Consider the following 19,287-nt stretch of genomic DNA (forward strand, 5'->3'; position numbering starts at 1 on the left):
ATAAAACCTTTGTAGCGAGATTTATAACCAGCGAGTCAGCCAGTTCATCAGATGGATGGTGGGATTGGAGAGCTGTCCCGGCTGGCAGGCCATCTTCAGCTCGACCAGCTGTTGCTCCGCCTCCAGCAGTTTCTCGCTGGAATGAAGCTCGGCCAGTTGCTGGCTGAGCGCCGTCAGGTCCGGCATCGCCAGCTGATGATGGCCACAACCGGCCTGCGTCTTGAGGGCATCGCACAAGAACAGCTGCAGCCAGTGCAGCCTGACCTGGGTATCGCTCGCCAGCAGACCGCACACGTGGTTGGCCCGGGTCGGCGTCTGGGCCAGCGCGAGAAAACTCTCCAGCAGATCCCGGCGGGCACTGTCTTGCTGCTCTTCGATATAGCGCAGCACCCGCAGCGGCGCCCCCTGGCAGATCCGGACCTGGGCCAGCGTGGCCTGATGACCCTGCTCGGCCAGCCAGCGCACTGTCTCACCCTCGGCAGGCAACTGGCAGACATGTTTGTGACAGCGACTGAGAATGGTCGGCAGCAGGCGGGAAACCTGGGAGGCGATCAGCAGCAGCAAGCTGTCGCCGGCAGGCTCTTCCAGGGTTTTGAGCAGGGCGTTGGCGGCCGACTCCGTCATGCGCTCCGCATCCGGGATAATCACCACCTTGCCACGGCCAAGTTGGGCCGAATTCTGCAAGCGCGAACAGATCTCGCGGATAGCCTCGACCCCGATGGTCTTGCTCTCCGTCGTTAGGCGGCCCAGATCCGGGTGATGGCCCTTCTCAAACAGCTGGCAGGAGTGACATTGACCACAGGGCTCACCCCGATCGGGCCGATGGCAGAGGTGCAAGCGCGCCAATTGTTCCGCAAGCTGCTCCTTGCCAAGACCGGGATCGCCAAGCAGCAACCAGGCGTGACCGAGTCGACCGGCCGCGGCGGTCTGACTCAAGGCATGCCAGTCCGGGATCAACCAGGAATACATGAGGGCTCATCTTTCAGATAGTGGGCCAGTGTAACCTCGATGGCCGCCTTGACCTGCTCCGGCACTTGGCCGGCATCGATCACCTTGATTGACTCATCGGCGGCAGCCAATTCCAGATAGCGCTGGCGGGTACGTTCGAAGAAGCTGAGCTGCTCGAGCTCGATCCGGTCCAGCTCACCGCGGTGGCGGGCCCGCTGCAGGCCGATGGCGGGATCGATGTCGAGATAGAGCGTCAGATCCGGTTTGAAGTCGCCGAGCACGGCCCGTTTGATGGCACCGATGAGATTGGCATCGATGCCGCGGCCACCGCCCTGATAGGCCTGGGACGAGAGATCGTGGCGATCGCCCACCACCCAGATGCCGTCGGCCAGGGCCGGCTTGATGCGGGTTTCGACCAGCTGGACCCGGGAGGCGTACATCAGCAACAGTTCGGCTTCGATGGTGAGGCGCTCGTCGTGCACCTCCTTGACGATGGCCCGCATCCGCTCGGCCAGCGGGGTACCACCCGGCTCACGGGTACACTCGATCCGCGCCACGCCGTGGCCATGCAGATAGTCGGTCACATAACGCACCGCGGAGCTCTTCCCTGCTCCTTCCAGTCCTTCAATCACGATAAATTTAGACATTAGGGTTTCTTCAATATGTATTCGCGGACCGCCCGATTGTGTTCATCGAGGGTCTTGGAGAAGTAGTGGGCACCGCCCCCTTTGGCGACAAAATAGAGGTAGTCGGTCGATTTGGGGTTGAGCGCCGCTTCGATGGAGGCCTTGCCCGGCATGGCGATGGGCGTGGGCGGCAAGCCGTCGATCACATAGGTGTTGTAAGGATTCACGTCGGTCAGGTCGCTGCGGCGGATGTTGCCATCATACCTGTCCTTCACCCCGTAGATGACGGTAGGATCGGTCTGCAGCTTCATACCAAGGCGCAGGCGATTGACGAATACCGAGGCAATCTGGGCCCGCTCTTCCGGCTGACCGGTCTCTTTCTCGATGATCGAGGCCATGATCAGCGCCTCGTAAGGGGTCTTGTAAGGCAGATTGGCCTGGCGCTTATCCCAGCTCTGTTGCAGGAAGGCTCGCATGTCCTGATAGGCGCGGCGCAGGATGGAAATATCGCTGGCATGGGTGGTATAGGCGTAAGTTTCCGGCAGGAACCACCCCTCCAGCTTGCCGTTGTCGATACCAAGCTCCTGGGCCAGATCCGCTTCGCTCTGCTCCACCGTCAGCCGTTCCAGATAAGGTGCACCAGCCAGCTGCTTCAGCCAATCCTCGAAACGGGACCCTTCGACGAAGGTCAGGCTGAAGTGAAACTCCTTGCCGGAGGCGAACAGGGAGAGGGTCTCCTTGAGCGGGGCTCCCTCCTTGATTTCATAGGTACCGGACTTGATAGCAACCAGCTCGGGGTGACCGCGCAGCCAGAGCCGTACCGCCCAGGGACTGCTCTCCCCCTCCCCCAGTTCGGCGATCAGGCGCGCCGCGTGGGCCCCTTTCTCGACGGTAAAGAGGCGAGTCGGCCCCTTGTTGGTGAGCGTCTCCACCTGCTGCCATTTGTAATGTACATAGCCCCCGGCCACGGCGACTGTCAGCGCCGCGCCCGCGAGCAGGGTGTAAAGCCGATTAAACTTCAATGACCAAACGCTCCTGTAAACGGCGGATCAATACCGGACTGGCATATTGGGTCTCCCCGATGCCGGTCACCGGCACTATGCCCATCAGGGTATTGGTCAGCCATACCTCTTCGGCCTGCCACAGTGACTCCAGCGGAGCCTCCACGACACGCAGTTCAATGCTCATCTGTTTTAGCATCGCCATCACCTGGCGCCGCATGATGCCGTCTATGCCGCAGTGGGTAAGATCCGGCGTAAACACCGTTCTGCCACGGCGCCAAAACAGATTGGCACTGACCCCTTCTACCAGAAATCCCCGGCTGTTCAAGACTATACCTTCGACTCCCGAACGCGCCGCAAGTTCGCTTTTCAGCAGCACCTGCTCCAGCCGATTGAGGGTCTTGAGGCCCGCCAGCATGGGAGCATCGCCCAGCCGTTGCTGGCATACCAGCAGGGGAATGCCGGTTTGCTGCCACACCGGGTAGTGAGCCGGGTAAGCAGCCAGCGACAGGATCCGGGTCGGTGAATGGCAAGCAGTGCCATCATACCCCCGGCCACCGCTGCCTCGGGTCAGCATCACCTTGATCACCGCCAGCGTCTGGTCGCGAGCCATCTCGGCGACCTCGTCACCAAGCTGTTGCCAGTCCAGCTCGGCAAGGCCGAGTCTGGCGCTCGCTTGCTGCAGCCGTGCCAGGTGAGCCGGCCACCAGACGGGGCGACCATCCTTGACCAGCAAGGTGGTGAAATGGCCATCGCCATAAGCTAGGCCACGATCCATGGCGGAAACGCTGTCTGTCGGTATTCCATTGATCAGCAAAAGGATCCCTCCGATAAAAAAGGCCCGATACTGTCGTATCGGGCCCATACTATCCGCCCAGGGCGAATTATACGCGTTTGAAGATCAGTGAGCCATTGGTGCCACCAAAACCGAAGGAATTGGAGAGGGCATATTCGAAGTTGCCAGCCTTGGCAACATGAGGCACCAGATCCAGATCGCACTCATCATCCGGGTTGTCCAGGTTGATGGTGGGCGGCGCCATCTGATCGCGCAGCGCCAGTACCGTGATGATCGCCTCGATGGCGCCGGCGGCACCCAGCAGGTGACCGGTCATCGACTTGGTGGAGCTGATCATCAGGGATTTGGCATGCTCGCCAAACACCGCTTTCATGCCGCGCAGTTCGGCCACGTCACCCAGGGGGGTGGACGTGCCGTGGGCGTTGATGTAGCCCACCTGCTCGGGGGCGATGCCGGCATCCTTGATGGCATTTTGCATGGCGCGAGCGCCACCGTTGCCATCAGCGGGAGGCGCCGTCATGTGGTAGGCATCGCCACTCATGCCAAAACCGACCAGCTCGGCGTAGATCTTGGCGCCGCGGGCCTTGGCGTGTTCGTACTCTTCCAGCACCAGCACCCCGGCGCCATCACCCAGCACGAAACCGTCGCGATCTTTATCCCACGGACGGCTGGCCTTGGTGGGCTCGTCGTTGCGGTTGGAGAGCGCCTTGGCCGCCGCAAAACCGCCCATCCCCATCGGGGTGGAGGCTTTCTCGGCGCCGCCGGCCACCATCACGTCCGCATCACCGTAGGCGATCATCCGGCCGGCCATGCCGATGGCATGGGTACCCGTGGTGCAGGCGGTGGTCACGGCGATGTTCGGCCCTTGCAGACCCTTCATGATGGAGAGATGACCGGACACCATATTGATGATGGTGGACGGTACGAAGAAGGGGCTCAGCTTGCGGGGGCCGCCGTTGACCAGGCTGCTGTGGTTCTGTTCAATCAGACCCAGGCCGCCGATACCGGAACCGATCGCCACACCGACGCGCTCGGCATTTGCCTCGTTGATGACGAGACCGGCATCATCCAGCGCCTGTATGCCTGCGGCGATACCGTACTGAATGAAGAGATCCATCTTGCGAGCTTCTTTGCGGTTGATACCGTACTGCTCGGGATCGAAATCCTTGACCTGGCCTGCGAAACGGGTCGCAAACTCGCTGGCATCAAAGTGTTCGATGGGAGAAATGCCGCTCTGCCCGTTGAGCAGGGCTTGCCAGCTGGATTCGGCAGTGTTGCCTACCGGGGAAAGCATCCCCAAGCCGGTCACCACGACTCTGCGTTTTGACACTGAGGTAGTCTCCGAGAGGTGTTTTGAAAAGGGGTAAACATAAAAGAAGCGGCCCTTGGGCCGCTTCTTTCAGAACAGGAACTTATTCCTGATTAGCGGTGATGTAGTCGATAGCCGCTTGAACAGTGGTGATCTTCTCGGCTTCTTCATCAGGAATTTCGGTATCGAATTCTTCTTCCAGCGCCATTACCAGTTCAACGGTATCCAAAGAGTCAGCGCCCAGGTCGTCGACGAAGGAGGCAGCGTTCTTAACGTCTTCTTCTTTAACACCCAGTTGTTCGATGATGATTTTCTTTACGCGTTCTTCGATGTTGCTCATGACCTGAATTTTCCTTTAAAAATACGCTATTGCGTCTGGTTGGGGTAGTTTATTCAATTGACGTGAGTTTGCAAGTGGCTTGCCGCTGGTCAAACCACGAAATTCGCCAAACTTCGGCGTACTATCGCAAATTTGAACAGATCTCACGACAAATTGATTACACCATGTACATCCCGCCATTAACATGCAGGGTTTCGCCAGTGATGTAGGCGGCATCATCCGATGCCAAGAATACCACAGCAGCGGCAATTTCTTTTGGATCGCCCAGACGAGCGGCAGGCACCTGGCTCATGATGCCGGCACGCTGCTCTTCATTGAGCGCCTTGGTCATATCGGTCTCGATGAAACCGGGGGCAACCGCGTTCACGGTAATACCGCGGGAGGCCACTTCACGGGCCAGCGACTTGGTAAAACCAACCAGGCCCGCCTTGGCGGCAGCATAGTTGACCTGACCGGCATTGCCCATGGTGCCCACCACGGAGCCGATGCTGATGATGCGGCCATTACGCTTCTTCATCATGGCGCGCAACACCGGTTTGCTCAATCGATACAGGGAAGTGAGGTTGGTGTCGATGATCTCGTTCCACTCATCGTCCTTCATCCGCATCAGCAGGTTGTCACGGGTGATACCGGCGTTGTTGATCAGGATGTCGATGTCGCCAAAACGCGCCTTGATGGCGGCGAAGACGGCTTCGATGGATTCCTGGCTGGTCACGTTCAGTGCCATGCCGCAACCCTGTTCACCCAGATAGGCGCTGATCGCCTCGGCGCCGCTCTCGCTGGTCGCCGTGCCGACTACCTTGGCGCCACGGGCCGCAAAAGTTTCGGCAATTGCACGGCCGATGCCACGACTGGCACCGGTCACCAACACAACCTTATCGGTAAAGCTCATTACTTGCTCCTGTTTACTTGATCTGGGCCAGCGCCTGCTCGAAAGAGGCGGCATCGTTGGCATGAATACCTTCCACGCGCTTGTCGATGCGCTTGGCGAGCCCGGTCAATACCTTGCCCGGTCCCATCTCGATCTCGAGGGTAACCCCCTCATTGGCCATCCGCTCGACAGTCTCGGTCCAACGAACCGGGCTGAACAGCTGACGCACCAGAGCCTGTTTGATGGCGGCCGGATCCTGTTCACAGGATACGTCGACATTATTGATGACAGCGATGGCAGGAACCTTGATCTCGATCCCGTCCAGCGCAGCTGCCAATTTTTCTGCGGCAGGTTTCATCAGGGCGCAGTGAGAAGGCACGGAGACCGGCAGCGGCAGTGCACGCTTGGCGCCGGACTCTTTCATCAGCACGTTGGCACGCTCGACGGCCTCTTTGTGGCCGGCGATGACCACCTGGCCCGGAGAGTTGAAGTTGACCGGGGAGACCACCTGTCCTTGCGCCGCTTTTTCGCAGTTGGCGGCGATGGCGTCATTGTCCAGCCCGATGATGGCGGCCATGGCGCCGGTGCCTTCCGGCACGGCTTCCTGCATGGCCAGACCACGCAGCTCGACCAGTTTGACCGCATCGGTAAAGGCCAGTGCACCGCTGCACACCAGGGCGGAGTACTCACCCAGGCTGTGGCCAGCCATCACGGCGGGGGTTGCCCCACCCTGCTGTTGCCACAGGCGCCACAGCGCGACAGAGGCTGTCAGCAAAGCGGGCTGGGTGCGCCAGGTCTTGTTCAGATCGTCGGCCGGACCATCCATCACCAGGGCAAACAGGTCATAACCCAGCACCTGGCTCGCCTCGGCGAAGGTCTCCTTGATCACGGCATGTTGTTCGGCCAGCTCGGCCAGCATGCCGACGGTTTGGGAGCCCTGTCCCGGGAAGGCAATGGCAAATTGGGTCATCATTGATTCCTTTAGATAAGACAAAAATGAGAGCGGCAGGATGAGAAATTACTCATCCCGACCACGATCAGAGGCGAACCAGCGCCGAACCCCAGGCAAAACCACCGCCGAAGGCCTCCAGCAATACCAGCTGGCCCGGTTTGATCCGGCCGTCACGTACCCCTTCATCGAAGGCGATGGGCACGGAGGCGGCAGAGGTGTTGCCGTGCTTGTCGAGGGTCAGCACCACCTTGTCCAGCCCCATGCCAAGCTTCTTGGCGGTGGCGCTGATGATGCGGAAGTTGGCCTGATGAGGCACCAGCCAGTCCAGCTCGCTCGGCGCGATGCCGGCGGCGGCCAGGGTTTCGGTGACGATCTCGCTCAAACGGGTGACCGCCACCTTGAACACATCATTGCCCTTCATGTACATGTAGGCTTCAAGTTCGGCCCCCGGCATACCGCGGCGCGGCTGCGGCAGCTTGAGCAGATCGCCGTAACGGCCATCCGCATGCAGATGGGTGGAGAGAATGCCCGGCGTTTCGCTGGCGCCGATCACCACGGCCCCTGCCCCGTCACCAAAGAGGATGATGGTGCCGCGATCTTCCGGATCGCACATGCGCGACAGCACATCGGCCCCGACCACCAGTACGTGGCGGGCGGCACCGGATTTGACGAACTGATCGGCGATGGAGAGCGCGTAGGTGAAGCCGGCACAGGCGGCGGCCACATCAAAAGCCGGGATCCCTTGCACCCCGAGCAGGCCCTGCAATTCACAGGCGGCGGCCGGAAAGGCGTTCTCGGCACTGGTGGTGGCCAGCACTATCATGTCGAGATCGGCGGCGGTCAGGCCCGCTGCGTCCAGGGCGCGCAGAGCGGCCTGGTGAGACAGGGTGGCGACGGTTTCATCGGCACCGGCAATGCGACGTTCACGGATCCCGGTACGCTCCACAATCCACTCGTCGCTGGTTTCCACCATCTGTTCGAGATCGGCATTGGTACGTACCGAGTTCGGCAGATAACTGCCAGTACCCAAAATTTTGCTATGCATAGAGTTCTTATAGATCCCTGTCGGAAAAGACAGATTCAAGGCGATCTGCTATTTGCAATGGAAGTTGATGCTTGGCCTCTTGCGCGGCCAGCAGGATCGCGTTACACAGGGCGCGCCGTTCGGCCCGCCCGTGGCTTTTTACCACAATGCCGCGCAATCCTAACAGACTTGCACCGTTATACTGGTCGGGGTTCAGGTAAGAAAAACGCCGTTTGAACATAAATCCGGCGATACGACCAAGAAAACTGCGTTTTTTGCGGGGATATCCGGCCAGTTGGGCCATCATCCGCACGACCCCTTCCGCCGTCTTGAGGGCCACGTTGCCGACAAAACCGTCGCAGACGATCACGTCGCACTCGCCGCTGAAGATCCGGTCCCCTTCGACAAAACCGACGAAGTTGAGCGCCTGGCACTGGCGCAGCAACTCGGCACTGTGGCGCACCAGATCGTTGCCCTTGATCTCTTCCTCCCCCACGTTGAGCAGGGCCACCCTGGGAGTGGCAATGCCCTCCACCTTTTCAGCCACCACGGCGCCCATCACCGCAAATTGCAGCAGGGTATCGGCATCGCAGCTGACGTTGGCGCCAAGATCCAGCATCACGGTACGTTTGCCGGAAAGAGTGGGCAGTGCCTTGATGAGGGCGGGTCGGTCGACCCCGGGCAGGGATTTGAGCACGCACTTGGCCATGGCCATCAGCGCACCGGTATTGCCGGCGCTGACGCAGGCATCGGCCTCGCCAGCTTTCACCAGATTGAGGACGACCCGCATGGAGGAGTCTTTCAGGGTGCGCAGCGCCACGATCGGTTTGTCGCCCATGCCAACCACCTGGGATGCATGCACGAAACGAACGCGGGGATGATTCAGCAAGCCATGTTGCTGCAAAAGAGGGGTGGTCTGGTGTTGGTCACCAACCAGGATCAGTTTTAACTGGGGTAAAAGAGACAGTGCCTGCACGGCGGCAGGCACTGTTTCCGAGGGGCCAATATCTCCCCCCATGATGTCTAGCGCGACAGTTTGCGTAGACAAAGGCAATCCTTAAGCGATTACCTTTTTACCGCGGTAGAAACCATCGGCAGTCACGTGGTGACGACGATGAATTTCGCCACTGGTCTGATCAACAGTCAGGGCAGCGGTGGTCAGCGCATCGTGGGAACGACGCATGCCACGCTTAGCACGGGTTTTACGGTTCTGTTGTACGGCCATTGTAGGCTAACTCCTAAATTCACTTACGTTTAAGCTCTTCAAGAACTGCAAAGGGATTCGGCCGCTCATCAGCAGGTTCGATTTCACCCCAGGTCATCTCCATGTTACCGCGCGGGCAAGCATCCATGGGATGCATGGCCACCTGCGGCAACGAGAGGATGAGTTCATCCTCCAGGATTTGATGAAGATCCATCTCGCCGTTTTCGTCCAACTCAATGGGCTCATAAGCTTCCGGCAGTTCTTCCTCGTTTGTTCTCTCGAACAGCGGAGTGTAGATAAATTCAGCTTCACAGAGATGCTCGAATGTTTCTCCACAACGCTGGCAAACCAGGTCAACCTTGGCATGGGCAGTGCCTTTCATAACGGTCAACTTCTGGACATCTTTGCCAAAGTGCAGCGATACATCGATATCACTCTGCAAGCCTGCGGTTGATTCCTCCAGCCTGGGCATCTGCGACTTTTCCACTATCCCGACATAATCGAGCAGCTTCGAGGCACTACGGACTGGATCAACCTTTACGGGCAACTTCACCTTTTGCATAGGGCGCGAATATTATAGGTCCAACAACTGATAGTCAAAGGAAAAAGTCCTTACCGCCGATGATTTTAACCTCACAACCCCCGCACATGGCGGAACTTGCGCTCACCGGTGGCTGATTATGCCATAAACCAACGGATCCGACACCGGATCCTGGCCGCATTTGCGTTGACAGCGGGGATCCGGCGCACTCCTTAACAGCAGCATTTCACAGCGCAGGTGACTCAACCACTCCCCTGCCCCGACAGGGTTCATGGATGGCTGCCGCACAGCACGACTTGGCGCCCCTGCCGCATATGGACGCAAGGGCAAGGTTCGGGCGGGATGGCCTCCATCAGGCGGCGGATGGCCCGAAAACTGTCCAGCGCGGCCTGGGCGGCGATGGGGTTGATGAGCCAGGCTGGCAGGTTATCACCCGGGTTGGTATAGGTTTCGAGGCGTATCAGGGTGGTGCCGTTGAGTTGCGGCACCGCCTCCCAGCGTCCTTCACTTGCCCGGATCCGCACCCGACCGGGGTAAGGCGGCAGAGCATCTGGGGCGGCCCATACCGTCAGCACCAGGCCACAATTGGGTTGACGTTGCAGGCGGGAGTGGGTGATAAGCTCCCGCTCCTGCACTGGCCAGGGCGCAGAGAGCCGGGTATACACCAGATCTTCATCGGGCGCCGGTTTGGCCAGCACCCTCACCTCCAGGCTCTGGGGCAGCCACTCCTGATGACGGGCGGTATCACGCAGCACGGCCAGCAGCGCCGAGGGCGGAGCGGCCACGTTCATCTCCAGGCGCAAAGCCAGAAAAGCGCCGGGCGGATGAGCCCGGCTCCAGAGCAATATGCCCGCCTCCCCCGCCTGCAGGTGCCAGCCCTGTGCCCAGGCCGGCACGCAGAGCAACCATAACAGCCATATCCCGACTCTCATCATCCATGACCCCGCCTTGCCCATTCCTATGCTTATAGCCGTTTTTCTGGCCCTGCGAGGTGCTGACCAGGGTTAACCCGCGCCCGTTGCCCCGATATGCTGGTGGTAAAGCCGTTTGATCTCGTCGCGCAGCCACAGCACCTTGGTGTTGTGGTTGTTGCGCTTGTGCCAGAGCAGGATGAAGGCGATGTCGAGTTGCCGGTAGAGGGCTTCATCCAGCGGCAGCGGCAAGGAGATCAGATTGTCATGGTGCTGGCGGGCATAGCTGGCGCAATAGGAGGGCACCACCGCGATCAGTTCGTGGTCTGACTGGGCTGCGATGTGCAGCGCCTGCTCGAAGCTGGAGACCCGGATCGGCACCTGCCGGCTGAGCCCCTCATCATCCAGCAGGCTGTCGAGCGCCCAGGCATCGCTCGCCTCCCACACCACGCTGACATGGGGGTAGGCCAGGAAGTTGTCGAGGTTCCAGGTGCGGGCCAGCAGCGGGTGATCCTTGCGCAAAAACACCATGGGCCTGTCTTCAAACAACACCTCGTGATCGATGTAATAGGGCAACCGGTTGACCCTGGCCAGCGAGCTGGGGTGGGTTTCCCTCGCACAGAAGCCGAGATCGGCATCGCCATTGATGATGTCGTTGAGGGAGTGATGGTCCCAGTTCATGATCCGGATGGTCGATTTGCGATAGGTTTCATAAATCACCATGGGTAGATCATTGAGAAAGCTGATGTAAAAGGGCGACTCCAGCACCAGCCTGAAGGCGGCCCCCGCCGGAATGGCATTGCCGCAGAGGGAGGCGATGTTTCCCGATAGCTGGAACCACTCCTTGAGCTCTTCCTCCAGGGTGAGCGACAGATTGGTGGGCTCCAACCCCCGCTGAGTACGAAGGAACAGCGGGTCGTCGAACCAGTCGCGCAGCCGCGCCAGCGCCTTGCTGACGGTGGGCGCCGTGACATTGAGTTTCTTGGCAGCCTTGGTGACACTGCGCTCTTGCAGCAACAGCCGAAATACCACCAACAAATTGAGATCGAGGTCGATCAAGGGACGCATGCTCAGGGATTCTCCACGACCGGGGCGCCGTGGGCGGGGCTGTCGAAGGCCGGTCCCAGGGCGCGAAAGAGCAGATAGAGTAACACGGCGCCGAGCAGGGCACAGGCAAGCAGCGTGCTGGGTGCAAAGCCAAGCCACCCCATCAGCCAGATATAGGCAGCGCTCACGGTTATCTGGGCAAGACAGAGAGTGGCGCTGGCGAGCGCTATCTGATGACGGCAACTGGCCAGCGCCTCGCCCATGGCGATGCCGAAGCTCGCGGAAAAACCGATGCAGGTGAAGGCAAAGCCCGCCAGCAGCAGCCACAGGCCCCAGGAGCTCTCAAGATGAGAGGCCAGGATCAGCAGCAGCGCCAACCCCAATCCACAGTGGGCCAGTGCGAGCAGGCTGTGCTTGTGGAGTCGACGCAGCAACCAAGGTGAGAAGAAGGAGGTGATCATGCTGATCATCGCCATGATCATCATGATGCGAGCATACTCTGCGGTTGCCAGCCCCCTCTGGGTCATCAGGATCATGGGTGAAGTGCTGACATAGGTCAGAATGCAGGTCATGCCGGCACTGCTCAACCCACACATCCAGAGGAACTGCGGCACTCGCAAGCAGGCAAAGCGGGCTGCTGACGTACTCGAGGATGGTTCAGGGTGCAGCGGCAGGCTCTCTTTCAGCCCCAGCAGGTTGATCAGCAGCACCACGCCGCCAAGCAGCGCCATGGCCTGAAAGATGGCAGGCCATGGGAAGCCGGTCAGGATGAGATAGCCGAGCAGCGGCGCCAGCACGGGGATCACGCAGATGACCCCATTGATGGCCGACAGCACGGCCGCCAACCGGGCCGGTGGCAACACGTCTCGCAGCACGGTAAAGGTCATGATGTAGAGCGCGCCGGCTCCTGCCCCCTGACCCACCCGTGCCAGCAGAAACTGCGCAGTGTCGTCGGCGCTGCCGGCCAGTAGCGACGCCAGCATAAACAAGCCGGCCCCGCTCAGGATCATCGGCCTGCGGCCGTGGCGATCCGCCAGCAGGCCGGCCAGCGGGACGGTCGCCGCCATGCCGAGCAGATAGAGGGAAAACGCGGTGTGCAGCTGAGCCTCGCTGGCCTGAAGGCTGGCGCCTATGTTGGGCAACGCCACCAGATAGAGATCGATCCCCACCGGGTAGAGCGTGATCATCAAAAAACAGCAGAGCATGTAACGGCCCATGGTGACTCCTCAGCGAATGGGTAGCATCGACGGGGCACTATAGCGTCAGGCCGGATGAATAAGCCGATAGCGGTGTTTTCCAATCTCGACATGTGAAAAAAAGAGAGTGGCGGCGACATTTGCCCTCGCCGCACGGGGGCGATACCATCGACGCCTGCCCGTTTCTGAACCTGGATACCTGATTGCCATGTCGCCTCCCCTGATCCTCGCCTCCACCTCCCGTTACCGCAAAGCCCTGCTGGAAAAGCTGGGCCTCCCCTTTGAGTGCGCCGCGCCGAATGTTGATGAATCGGTGCTGCCCGTTGAGGATGCACAAACGCTGGTGGCTCGCCTTGCCCATGCCAAGGCCCGTGCCATCGCCGACCAGCATGATCAGGGGCTGATCATCGGCTCGGATCAGGTGTGCGTCTGTGATGGTCAGATCCTGGGCAAGCCGGGAACGGTCGAGCGAGCGGTGGCCCAGCTGATGGCGGCCCAGGGGCGCAGCGTCACCTTTTATACCGGCCTGTGCGTGCTGGACGCCGCGTCTGGCCGCGCCGAGCAGCTGATAGAACCCTTCACCGTTCATTTTCGCCAGCTGGATGAGGCGGCCATCCGCCGCTATGTAGAAGCTGAACAGCCCCTCGACTGTGCCGGTAGCTTCAAGTGTGAAGGCATGGGGATCGTGCTGTTCAAGGCCCTGGAAGGGCGCGATCCCAATGCACTGATCGGCCTGCCGTTGATCGGCCTGATCGAGCTGCTGGCCCGCCACGGTATCGCCCTGCCCTGATGGGCACGATATGCCAACCACGAAAAACGGGAGCCAAGGCTCCCGTTTTTCGTTTATTCATCGGTTATATCGCAAGGCTAGCTCAGCAATCGCTGAAGCTCCGCCATGGTATCGACCACCGCCAGTGGATGGTGGGCCAGCAAGCGTGCACGGTCGTGCACGCCCCAGCTCACCCCGATCCGCGGCATGGCCAGCGCCTCGGCCATCGCCATGTCGTGGATGGAATCACCGATCATCACCGCCTGGTGCGGGGTAATGCCCAGCTCATCCAGAATTTGCGTCAGCATCAGGGGATCGGGCTTGGAGTTGGCCTCGTCCGCCCCGCGCGTGGCGGCAAACAGCGGCCGCAACCCTGTTTCATCCAGTACCCGGTCCAATCCACGCCGTGACTTGCCGGTAGCGACCGCCAGGGCCACCCCTTGTGCATGCCAATGCAGTAACAGTTCCCTCGCACCGGCGAACAACGGGCTGGGTGTGCTGTCATGGACGTAATGGTGGCGATAACGGGCGATCAGGGCGTTGGCTCGTTCACTCCCCTGCTCCAGAGAAAACAGCCGGGGGATACCGACCTCCAGGCTGAGACCGATGATCTGGTGCGTCTCGACGGCGGTGGGCACGGGCTCACCACAGTCGCCAGCCGCATGCGCCACACAGGCAACAATCCGGCCCACCGAATCCATCAGGGTACCGTCCCAGTCGAAGATGGCGAGCCGGATGGTCTGCATCAGCGGGCCAACTTGTTCAGGAAGTCGTCGAGTTCGGGGGCCAGCGGTGCTTCCACCTGCATCTCGTGGCCATCGGCCGGATGGATGAAGCTCAGCTTCCAGGCATGCAAAAACAGTCGTTTCAGCCCCTGGCTGCGCATTTTATCGTCAAATGCGGCTTCTCCATACTTGTCATCACAGGCGATGGGGTGACCCGCATGCTGGGTATGCACCCGGATCTGGTGGGTACGACCGGTGATCGGGCTGCACTCCACCAGGGTGGCCTCGGCAAACTGACGGGCAATCCGGAAACGCGTCTCAGAGGGCTTGCCATCGCTGCTGACCCGCACTACCCGCTCACCGGATTGCAGGTCATTTTTACGCAGCGGTGCATTGACCACCTTGACGTGAGGCTGCCACTGGCCACGCACCAGCGCCAGGTACTGCTTGCGCATGGTCTTGACCCGCAGCTGCTCATGCAGGCTGCGCAGGGCGCTGCGCTTCTTGGCAACCAGCAGTACACCGGAGGTGTCGCGATCGAGCCGATGCACCAGTTCGAGGAAACGGGCTTCCGGGCGCAGGGCGCGCAGCCCTTCAATCACGCCAAAGCTCAGGCCGCTGCCGCCGTGTACCGCCATGCCGGACGGCTTGTTCAGCACGATCATGGCGTCATCTTCAAACAGGATCTGGCTCTCCAGACGCTGGATGCTGCCGAGATTGGCCGAGGGCAGTTCGTTCTTTTCGGCAACCCGCACGGGGGGGACCCGTACCTCGTCGCCAGTGCAGAGTTTGTATTCCGGTTTGATGCGCTTTTTGTTGACGCGCACTTCCCCTTTGCGAAGGATGCGATAGATCAGGCTCTTGGGGACGCCCTTTAGCTGAGTCTTGAGAAAATTGTCGATGCGCTGCCCTTCATGCTCAGCTTCGATGGTGAGCAGCTGCACTTGTTGATGTATCTGTGTCATGGCGCGGATTTTAACACTGCCGGCGGCCCTTGGCTGCATGCTTTGTTGAAAAATGGCGCCTTGCTATAAAAGTGGTTTAAATGGGATAATAAACAAGGTTTTGTCATTGTGTTCAAGCCTTGTACTAAGTGGCCAAAATTTATGCCACCCAATCCCGAAACACCGTGTATACAAGAACATGACGGTTCCCGGGTGCGAGGTACAGCGCATGGAGAACGCAAACAGAACCGCTAATTTGTCTCCACACCGGTATCCTTTTCATGCCTTCTCGAGAAGGCATGACCAGAGTGCCCTTAGTTTGCGCCTCATGCATACCCCAACCGGGAGGTTGCCCCAGTATGCTGAAGACCCGAGGCCGGCGCCGGCAGGATCCTGTGGAGGAAATCAAAATGACAAAATAACGAGAACTCAATGAAAAGAATGCTAATCAACGCGACTCAGGAAGAAGAGTTGCGCGTAGCGCTGGTTGACGGACAACAGCTCTACGATCTGGATATTGAAAGTCCGGGACACGAGCAGAAAAAAGCGAACATTTACAAGGGCAAAATCACCCGCGTAGAACCCAGTCTTGAAGCTGCTTTTGTCGACTATGGCGCCGAGCGCCACGGTTTCCTGCCGTTAAAGGAAATCGCCCGTAATTACTTCCCCTCCGGTTACTCCTATCAGGGTCGTCCCAACATCAAAGAAGTGGTCCGCGAAGGCCAGGAAGTGATCGTCCAGATCGACAAGGAAGAGCGTGGCACCAAGGGTGCAGCCCTCACCACCTTTATCAGTCTGGCCGGCAGCTACCTGGTACTGATGCCGAACAATCCTCGCGCCGGTGGTATCTCCCGCCGTATCGAAGGTGATGAACGGACTGAACTGAAAGAAGCCCTGAGCGGCCTGACCGTGCCGGACGGCATGGGCCTCATCGTGCGTACCGCCGGTGTGGGTAAATCCCCGGAAGAGCTGGAATGGGATCTGAACGTTCTGCTCAACCACTGGGATTCCATCCACAAGGCGTCACAGAGCCGCTCTGCACCGGTGCTGATCCATCAGGAAAGCAACGTCATCGTGCGTGCCATCCGTGACTATCTGCGTCGCGATGTCGGCGAGATCCTGATCGACAACCCGGTCATCTTCGAGCGTGCCAAGGCGCATATCGAGCTGGTTCGTCCCGATTTCCTCAATCGCGTGAAGCTGTACAAGGGTGAAGTTGCCCTGTTCAACCACTTCCAGATCGAGAGCCAGATCGAGTCGGCCTTCCAGCGTGAAGTGCGTCTGCCCTCCGGCGGCAGCATCGTCATCGATCCGACCGAAGCACTGACCTCCATCGATATCAACTCCTCCCGCGCCACCAAGGGCGGCGATATCGAAGAGACTGCACTGCAAACCAACCTAGAAGCGGCCGACGAAATTGCCCGTCAATTGCGTCTGCGCGACCTGGGTGGCCTGATCGTCATCGACTTCATCGACATGACCCCGGTTCGTCATCAGCGCGAAGTGGAAAACCGTCTGCGTGAAGCGGTGCATCAGGATCGTGCTCGCATCCAGCTGGGCCGGATCTCCCGTTTCGGTCTGCTGGAGATGTCTCGCCAGCGTCTGCGCCCCTCCCTCAACGAGTCCAGCAGCCATATCTGCCCTCGTTGCCAGGGTCAGGGTGTGATCCGTGACAACGAATCACTGGCGCTGTCCATTCTGCGTCTCATCGAAGAAGAGGCCATGAAGGACAACACCGAGCAGGTTCACGGTCAGGTGCCGGTCGATGTTGCCGCCTATCTGCTCAACGAGAAGCGTGCCTCCATCGCCAGCCTGGAACAGCGCAATGATGTGCGTGTCTACATCATTCCAAACCAGCATCTGGAAACCCCGCACTACGAAGTGACCCGCATCCGTCAGAACGAAATCCCGGAAGCGGCCAGCTACGAGCTGAAAACCGAGATTGCCAAGCCGGTCTACCAGCCGAAACAGGCTCAGGTGATCGAGCGCGAACAACCGCTGCTGCAAGGTTTTGTCCAGGCGCCCCAGCCGGCTCCCGCCGCACCGGCCCCGGTCGTGGCTCCCGCCGCACCAGCCGCCCCCGAAGCCGGTCTGTTTGGCAAACTGTTCAAGGCCATCTCCGGCTTGTTCGGTTCCGACACCGCCCCTGCCGACGTGAAGGCTCCTGCCGACAAACCGGCAGCCCAGCGCGAAGCACGCAAGGATGAGGGGCATCGTCATCAACGCGATGAAACCCGCAGCCGTGGTCAGCGTGGTCGTCGTGATGACAACCGTGGTAACCGCAGCCCTGCCGATACCGCAGAGAAGCGGGAAGCGGGTGCCAACCGTGAAGGTGGTGAAAGCCGCAACCGTCGTCCCCGCAAAGAGCGTGAGCCGCGTCAGGAGCGTGAAGCCCGTGGCGAAGTGCGTGAACAGCGCATGGAACGTGAACCTCGCGAGGCTCGTGAGCCGCGTCAGGAACGCGAACCCCGCGCACCGCGCCCTGCTCGTGAGCCCCGTGCTCCGCGTGAACCTCGTGCCGAAGTGGTCGTTGAAGCGGTAGAAACCGTCGATACCACCACCATGGTCAACGACGAGCCGCGTCTGGAAAAAGAGCAGAAAGTGGCTGAGCGCCGCGAACGCCGTCAACTGCGCAAGCAGATCCGGGTCGATGCCCCGGCCAGCGACGTTGCCGCCCTGCCCGCCGATGCTCCGGTTGTTGCCGAAGAGGCCTCCGATGCAGTAGAGCAGCACGATGAGCAGGCCGAAGGCCAGCGTCGTTCCCGCCGTACGCCGCGCAATCAGCGTATCGAAGGCCAGCGTCGCAAGCGCATCAATGAAGATGCCCGCAGCCAGCGTGAAGATGAAGAGCAGTCTGCCGAAGGCGCTACCCCTACCCTGACTGCAGCTGCCCAGGCAGATGCCGCCCAAGTGAAAGTGGAAGAACCGGCTGTTCCTGTCATCACCATTCCCAGTGCTGAAGCGGTTGCCGCCGCCCTGCAGGCCTCTGCTGCGCTGACCGAGCATGTCGTGCCTGAAGCCGTTGTGGCCGAGGCTCACGAGCAGGCTGAAGTCGTGGCTGCAGAGCCAGTGGTAACCGAAGCGGTAGTTGCTGAAGAAGCCCAGGTAGCGGTTGTCAACGAGCCAGTGGTTGCAGAAGTTGCTGCCCCGGTCGCAGTGGAAGCCATTGCTGTCGAGGCTCCGGCCATCGAGACTGCCGTGGTTGAAGCTGCACCTGCTGCACCGGCAGTTGAAGAAGCGGCTCCGGTAGTGGTTGTAGCCGAGGTTGCCCCTCTGGTAGTTGAACAGCCAGCTCCGGTCGCTGAGCCTGTCATCGCTGACGAGGCTCCGGTAGCCACTGCCGTAGCAGCCCCTGTGGCCAAGCAAGTCAAACGTGGTGGTGGCCTGCTGGCCGGTGCCCGCAAGGCCTCTGCGCCGATGGCCACACCGGCTGCGGCCCCTGCCCTGCCAGTACGTGAGCCGGTTGCTCATGCTCCGCTGGTTCGCAGCGAAGTGGCAAGCTCAGGTCGCCATGGCGGCAGTACCGCTGCCGTCAACGTTGCAACCAGCCCGGCCGGTCGTCCTTGATGACTCGCTAGTCTGACAAAATGAGCCACACATTGTGTGGCTCTTTTTTTATGTGCGGCATAGCACCGTCAGCTCGTCTCGATTACCCGTCCCTTTACTGCGCCACGACCTCTACCTACCTATTAGCACTTAGTACCCCAAGTCTTCCTCATCATATTGAATAACCACAGCCATTGGCTCGCTGCGGCTCAATCCACACTCCTTGTTTTGTCTTCCTGCTGCCGCGACTGCATGGCTCCTGGTTTAGGCTGGCTGGATAAGATAAGAGCCGGCACAGATACAAATATCGCGTAGTGTGTATACATCCTTGACGACATTGATGCGCATGGACTGCATGGCCAAGCCTGCCATCCATCTCGAAATCGGTTTGAAGTGCGTATGCTCTCTATCAACCGGCATCGGTTGCCCATTCGACCTTCCATCCTCTCGGCAGTCCAGACGTACTGCCGACCAATGCAGGCTTCCACAGCCGCCAACACAAGTAATCCCATCTGCTAATTTAGGCAGTCATGTGTC

At 60.0% G+C, this 19,287-nt stretch carries 19 protein-coding genes; 2 read left to right on the top strand and 17 right to left on the bottom strand.

What is annotated here, in order from left to right; translation table 11 throughout:
• Positions 1-21 precede the first annotated feature (21 nt).
• The 15 genes from holB to R2E40_RS11470 all read right to left on the bottom strand — a co-directional run bounded on the left by holB (position 22) and on the right by R2E40_RS11470 (position 12,787).
• Positions 22-969, bottom strand: coding sequence for a DNA polymerase III subunit delta' (gene holB, locus R2E40_RS11400; protein WP_318165518.1), 948 nt, complete (start codon positions 967-969; stop codon positions 22-24).
• On the bottom strand, positions 954-1,595 hold the full coding sequence (tmk, locus tag R2E40_RS11405) for a dTMP kinase (protein WP_318165519.1): 642 nt from the start codon (positions 1,593-1,595) through the stop codon (positions 954-956). The genes holB and tmk overlap by 16 nt, the downstream gene beginning before the upstream one ends.
• Entirely contained in the window at positions 1,595-2,596 is a 1,002-nt protein-coding gene (mltG, locus tag R2E40_RS11410; RefSeq protein WP_318165520.1) for an endolytic transglycosylase MltG, read from the bottom strand. The genes tmk and mltG overlap by 1 nt, the downstream gene beginning before the upstream one ends.
• Positions 2,586-3,440 carry an aminodeoxychorismate lyase gene (gene pabC / locus R2E40_RS11415; RefSeq protein ID WP_318165521.1) on the bottom strand — a complete coding sequence of 285 codons (855 nt, stop codon included), beginning with the start codon at positions 3,438-3,440 and terminating at the stop codon, positions 2,586-2,588. The genes mltG and pabC overlap by 11 nt, the downstream gene beginning before the upstream one ends.
• 19 nt (positions 3,441-3,459) lie before the next feature.
• Positions 3,460-4,701 (bottom strand): beta-ketoacyl-ACP synthase II, encoded by a 1,242-nt coding sequence (fabF, locus tag R2E40_RS11420; RefSeq protein ID WP_017408413.1) that lies wholly within the window; start codon positions 4,699-4,701, stop codon positions 3,460-3,462.
• 82 nt (positions 4,702-4,783) lie between these two features.
• On the bottom strand, positions 4,784-5,020 hold the full coding sequence (gene acpP, locus R2E40_RS11425) for an acyl carrier protein (protein ID WP_005300909.1): 237 nt from the start codon (positions 5,018-5,020) through the stop codon (positions 4,784-4,786).
• A 157-nt stretch (positions 5,021-5,177) separates the two neighbouring features.
• Positions 5,178-5,912 (bottom strand): 3-oxoacyl-ACP reductase FabG, encoded by a 735-nt coding sequence (gene fabG / locus R2E40_RS11430; protein ID WP_005300916.1) that lies wholly within the window; start codon positions 5,910-5,912, stop codon positions 5,178-5,180.
• Between the two features lie 13 nt (positions 5,913-5,925).
• Positions 5,926-6,861: an ACP S-malonyltransferase gene (fabD, locus tag R2E40_RS11435; protein ID WP_024944762.1), complete on the bottom strand. Its 936-nt coding sequence runs from the start codon at positions 6,859-6,861 to the stop codon at positions 5,926-5,928.
• A gap of 67 nt (positions 6,862-6,928) precedes the next feature.
• Positions 6,929-7,888: a beta-ketoacyl-ACP synthase III gene (locus R2E40_RS11440; protein ID WP_017408410.1), complete on the bottom strand. Its 960-nt coding sequence runs from the start codon at positions 7,886-7,888 to the stop codon at positions 6,929-6,931.
• Positions 7,889-7,895: 7 nt separating this feature from the next.
• The gene (plsX, locus tag R2E40_RS11445) at positions 7,896-8,915 is read right to left on the bottom strand and encodes a phosphate acyltransferase PlsX (RefSeq protein ID WP_029303012.1); all 1,020 of its coding nucleotides are present in this window, start codon (positions 8,913-8,915) and stop codon (positions 7,896-7,898) included.
• 9 nt (positions 8,916-8,924) lie between these two features.
• Positions 8,925-9,092: a 50S ribosomal protein L32 gene (gene rpmF, locus R2E40_RS11450; RefSeq protein WP_005300935.1), complete on the bottom strand. Its 168-nt coding sequence runs from the start codon at positions 9,090-9,092 to the stop codon at positions 8,925-8,927.
• Between the two features lie 19 nt (positions 9,093-9,111).
• On the bottom strand, positions 9,112-9,633 hold the full coding sequence (gene yceD, locus R2E40_RS11455; RefSeq protein ID WP_011706102.1) for a 23S rRNA accumulation protein YceD: 522 nt from the start codon (positions 9,631-9,633) through the stop codon (positions 9,112-9,114).
• A 248-nt stretch (positions 9,634-9,881) separates the two neighbouring features.
• Positions 9,882-10,547, bottom strand: a complete 666-nt coding sequence (locus R2E40_RS11460; protein ID WP_042064435.1) for an START domain-containing protein — start codon at positions 10,545-10,547, stop codon at positions 9,882-9,884.
• A gap of 69 nt (positions 10,548-10,616) precedes the next feature.
• On the bottom strand, positions 10,617-11,591 hold the full coding sequence (gene yidZ, locus R2E40_RS11465) for an HTH-type transcriptional regulator YidZ (protein WP_017764484.1): 975 nt from the start codon (positions 11,589-11,591) through the stop codon (positions 10,617-10,619).
• Positions 11,592-11,593: 2 nt separating this feature from the next.
• Positions 11,594-12,787 (bottom strand): MdtL family multidrug efflux MFS transporter, encoded by a 1,194-nt coding sequence (locus tag R2E40_RS11470; protein ID WP_318163387.1) that lies wholly within the window; start codon positions 12,785-12,787, stop codon positions 11,594-11,596.
• A gap of 187 nt (positions 12,788-12,974) precedes the next feature.
• On the opposite strand from R2E40_RS11470, the gene R2E40_RS11475 reads away from it, so the two are divergent.
• On the top strand, positions 12,975-13,556 hold the full coding sequence (locus tag R2E40_RS11475; RefSeq protein WP_318163388.1) for a nucleoside triphosphate pyrophosphatase: 582 nt from the start codon (positions 12,975-12,977) through the stop codon (positions 13,554-13,556).
• 77 nt (positions 13,557-13,633) lie between these two features.
• Here the strand turns inward: R2E40_RS11475 and R2E40_RS11480 are convergent, their stop codons facing one another.
• A complete protein-coding gene (locus R2E40_RS11480) occupies positions 13,634-14,281 on the bottom strand; it encodes an HAD-IA family hydrolase (protein ID WP_318163389.1) in 648 nt (215 codons plus the stop codon).
• Positions 14,281-15,225, bottom strand: a complete 945-nt coding sequence (gene rluC, locus R2E40_RS11485) for a 23S rRNA pseudouridine(955/2504/2580) synthase RluC (protein WP_202904270.1) — start codon at positions 15,223-15,225, stop codon at positions 14,281-14,283. Before rluC ends, R2E40_RS11480 begins: the two co-directional genes overlap by 1 nt.
• Before the next feature lie 411 nt (positions 15,226-15,636).
• On the opposite strand from rluC, the gene rne reads away from it, so the two are divergent.
• Positions 15,637-18,771, top strand: a complete 3,135-nt coding sequence (gene rne / locus R2E40_RS11490) for a ribonuclease E (protein ID WP_318163390.1) — start codon at positions 15,637-15,639, stop codon at positions 18,769-18,771.
• Positions 18,772-19,287: the final 516 nt, after the last annotated feature.

This window comes from Aeromonas sp. CD, from assembly GCF_033349375.1.
Lineage (GTDB): Bacteria > Pseudomonadota > Gammaproteobacteria > Enterobacterales > Aeromonadaceae > Aeromonas > Aeromonas hydrophila.

Excerpts from the sequence above, each read along its gene's own strand:
- yidZ (WP_017764484.1), bottom strand. The coding sequence starts at position 11,591 with ATGCGTCCCTTGATCGACCTCGATCTCAATTTGTTGGTGGTATTTCGG.
- R2E40_RS11480 (WP_318163389.1), bottom strand. The coding sequence starts at position 14,281 with ATGCAGACCATCCGGCTCGCCATCTTCGACTGGGACGGTACCCTGATG.
- fabD (WP_024944762.1), bottom strand. The coding sequence starts at position 6,861 with ATGACCCAATTTGCCATTGCCTTCCCGGGACAGGGCTCCCAAACCGTC.
- pabC (WP_318165521.1), bottom strand. The coding sequence starts at position 3,440 with ATGGGCCCGATACGACAGTATCGGGCCTTTTTTATCGGAGGGATCCTT.
- rne (WP_318163390.1), top strand. The coding sequence starts at position 15,637 with ATGAAAAGAATGCTAATCAACGCGACTCAGGAAGAAGAGTTGCGCGTA.
- rluC (WP_202904270.1), bottom strand. The coding sequence starts at position 15,225 with ATGACACAGATACATCAACAAGTGCAGCTGCTCACCATCGAAGCTGAG.
- R2E40_RS11460 (WP_042064435.1), bottom strand. The coding sequence starts at position 10,547 with ATGATGAGAGTCGGGATATGGCTGTTATGGTTGCTCTGCGTGCCGGCC.
- R2E40_RS11475 (WP_318163388.1), top strand. The coding sequence starts at position 12,975 with ATGTCGCCTCCCCTGATCCTCGCCTCCACCTCCCGTTACCGCAAAGCC.
- R2E40_RS11440 (WP_017408410.1), bottom strand. The coding sequence starts at position 7,888 with ATGCATAGCAAAATTTTGGGTACTGGCAGTTATCTGCCGAACTCGGTA.
- rpmF (WP_005300935.1), bottom strand. The coding sequence starts at position 9,092 with ATGGCCGTACAACAGAACCGTAAAACCCGTGCTAAGCGTGGCATGCGT.
- holB (WP_318165518.1), bottom strand. The coding sequence starts at position 969 with ATGTATTCCTGGTTGATCCCGGACTGGCATGCCTTGAGTCAGACCGCC.
- tmk (WP_318165519.1), bottom strand. The coding sequence starts at position 1,595 with ATGTCTAAATTTATCGTGATTGAAGGACTGGAAGGAGCAGGGAAGAGC.
- fabG (WP_005300916.1), bottom strand. The coding sequence starts at position 5,912 with ATGAGCTTTACCGATAAGGTTGTGTTGGTGACCGGTGCCAGTCGTGGC.
- yceD (WP_011706102.1), bottom strand. The coding sequence starts at position 9,633 with ATGCAAAAGGTGAAGTTGCCCGTAAAGGTTGATCCAGTCCGTAGTGCC.
- acpP (WP_005300909.1), bottom strand. The coding sequence starts at position 5,020 with ATGAGCAACATCGAAGAACGCGTAAAGAAAATCATCATCGAACAACTG.
- R2E40_RS11470 (WP_318163387.1), bottom strand. The coding sequence starts at position 12,787 with ATGGGCCGTTACATGCTCTGCTGTTTTTTGATGATCACGCTCTACCCG.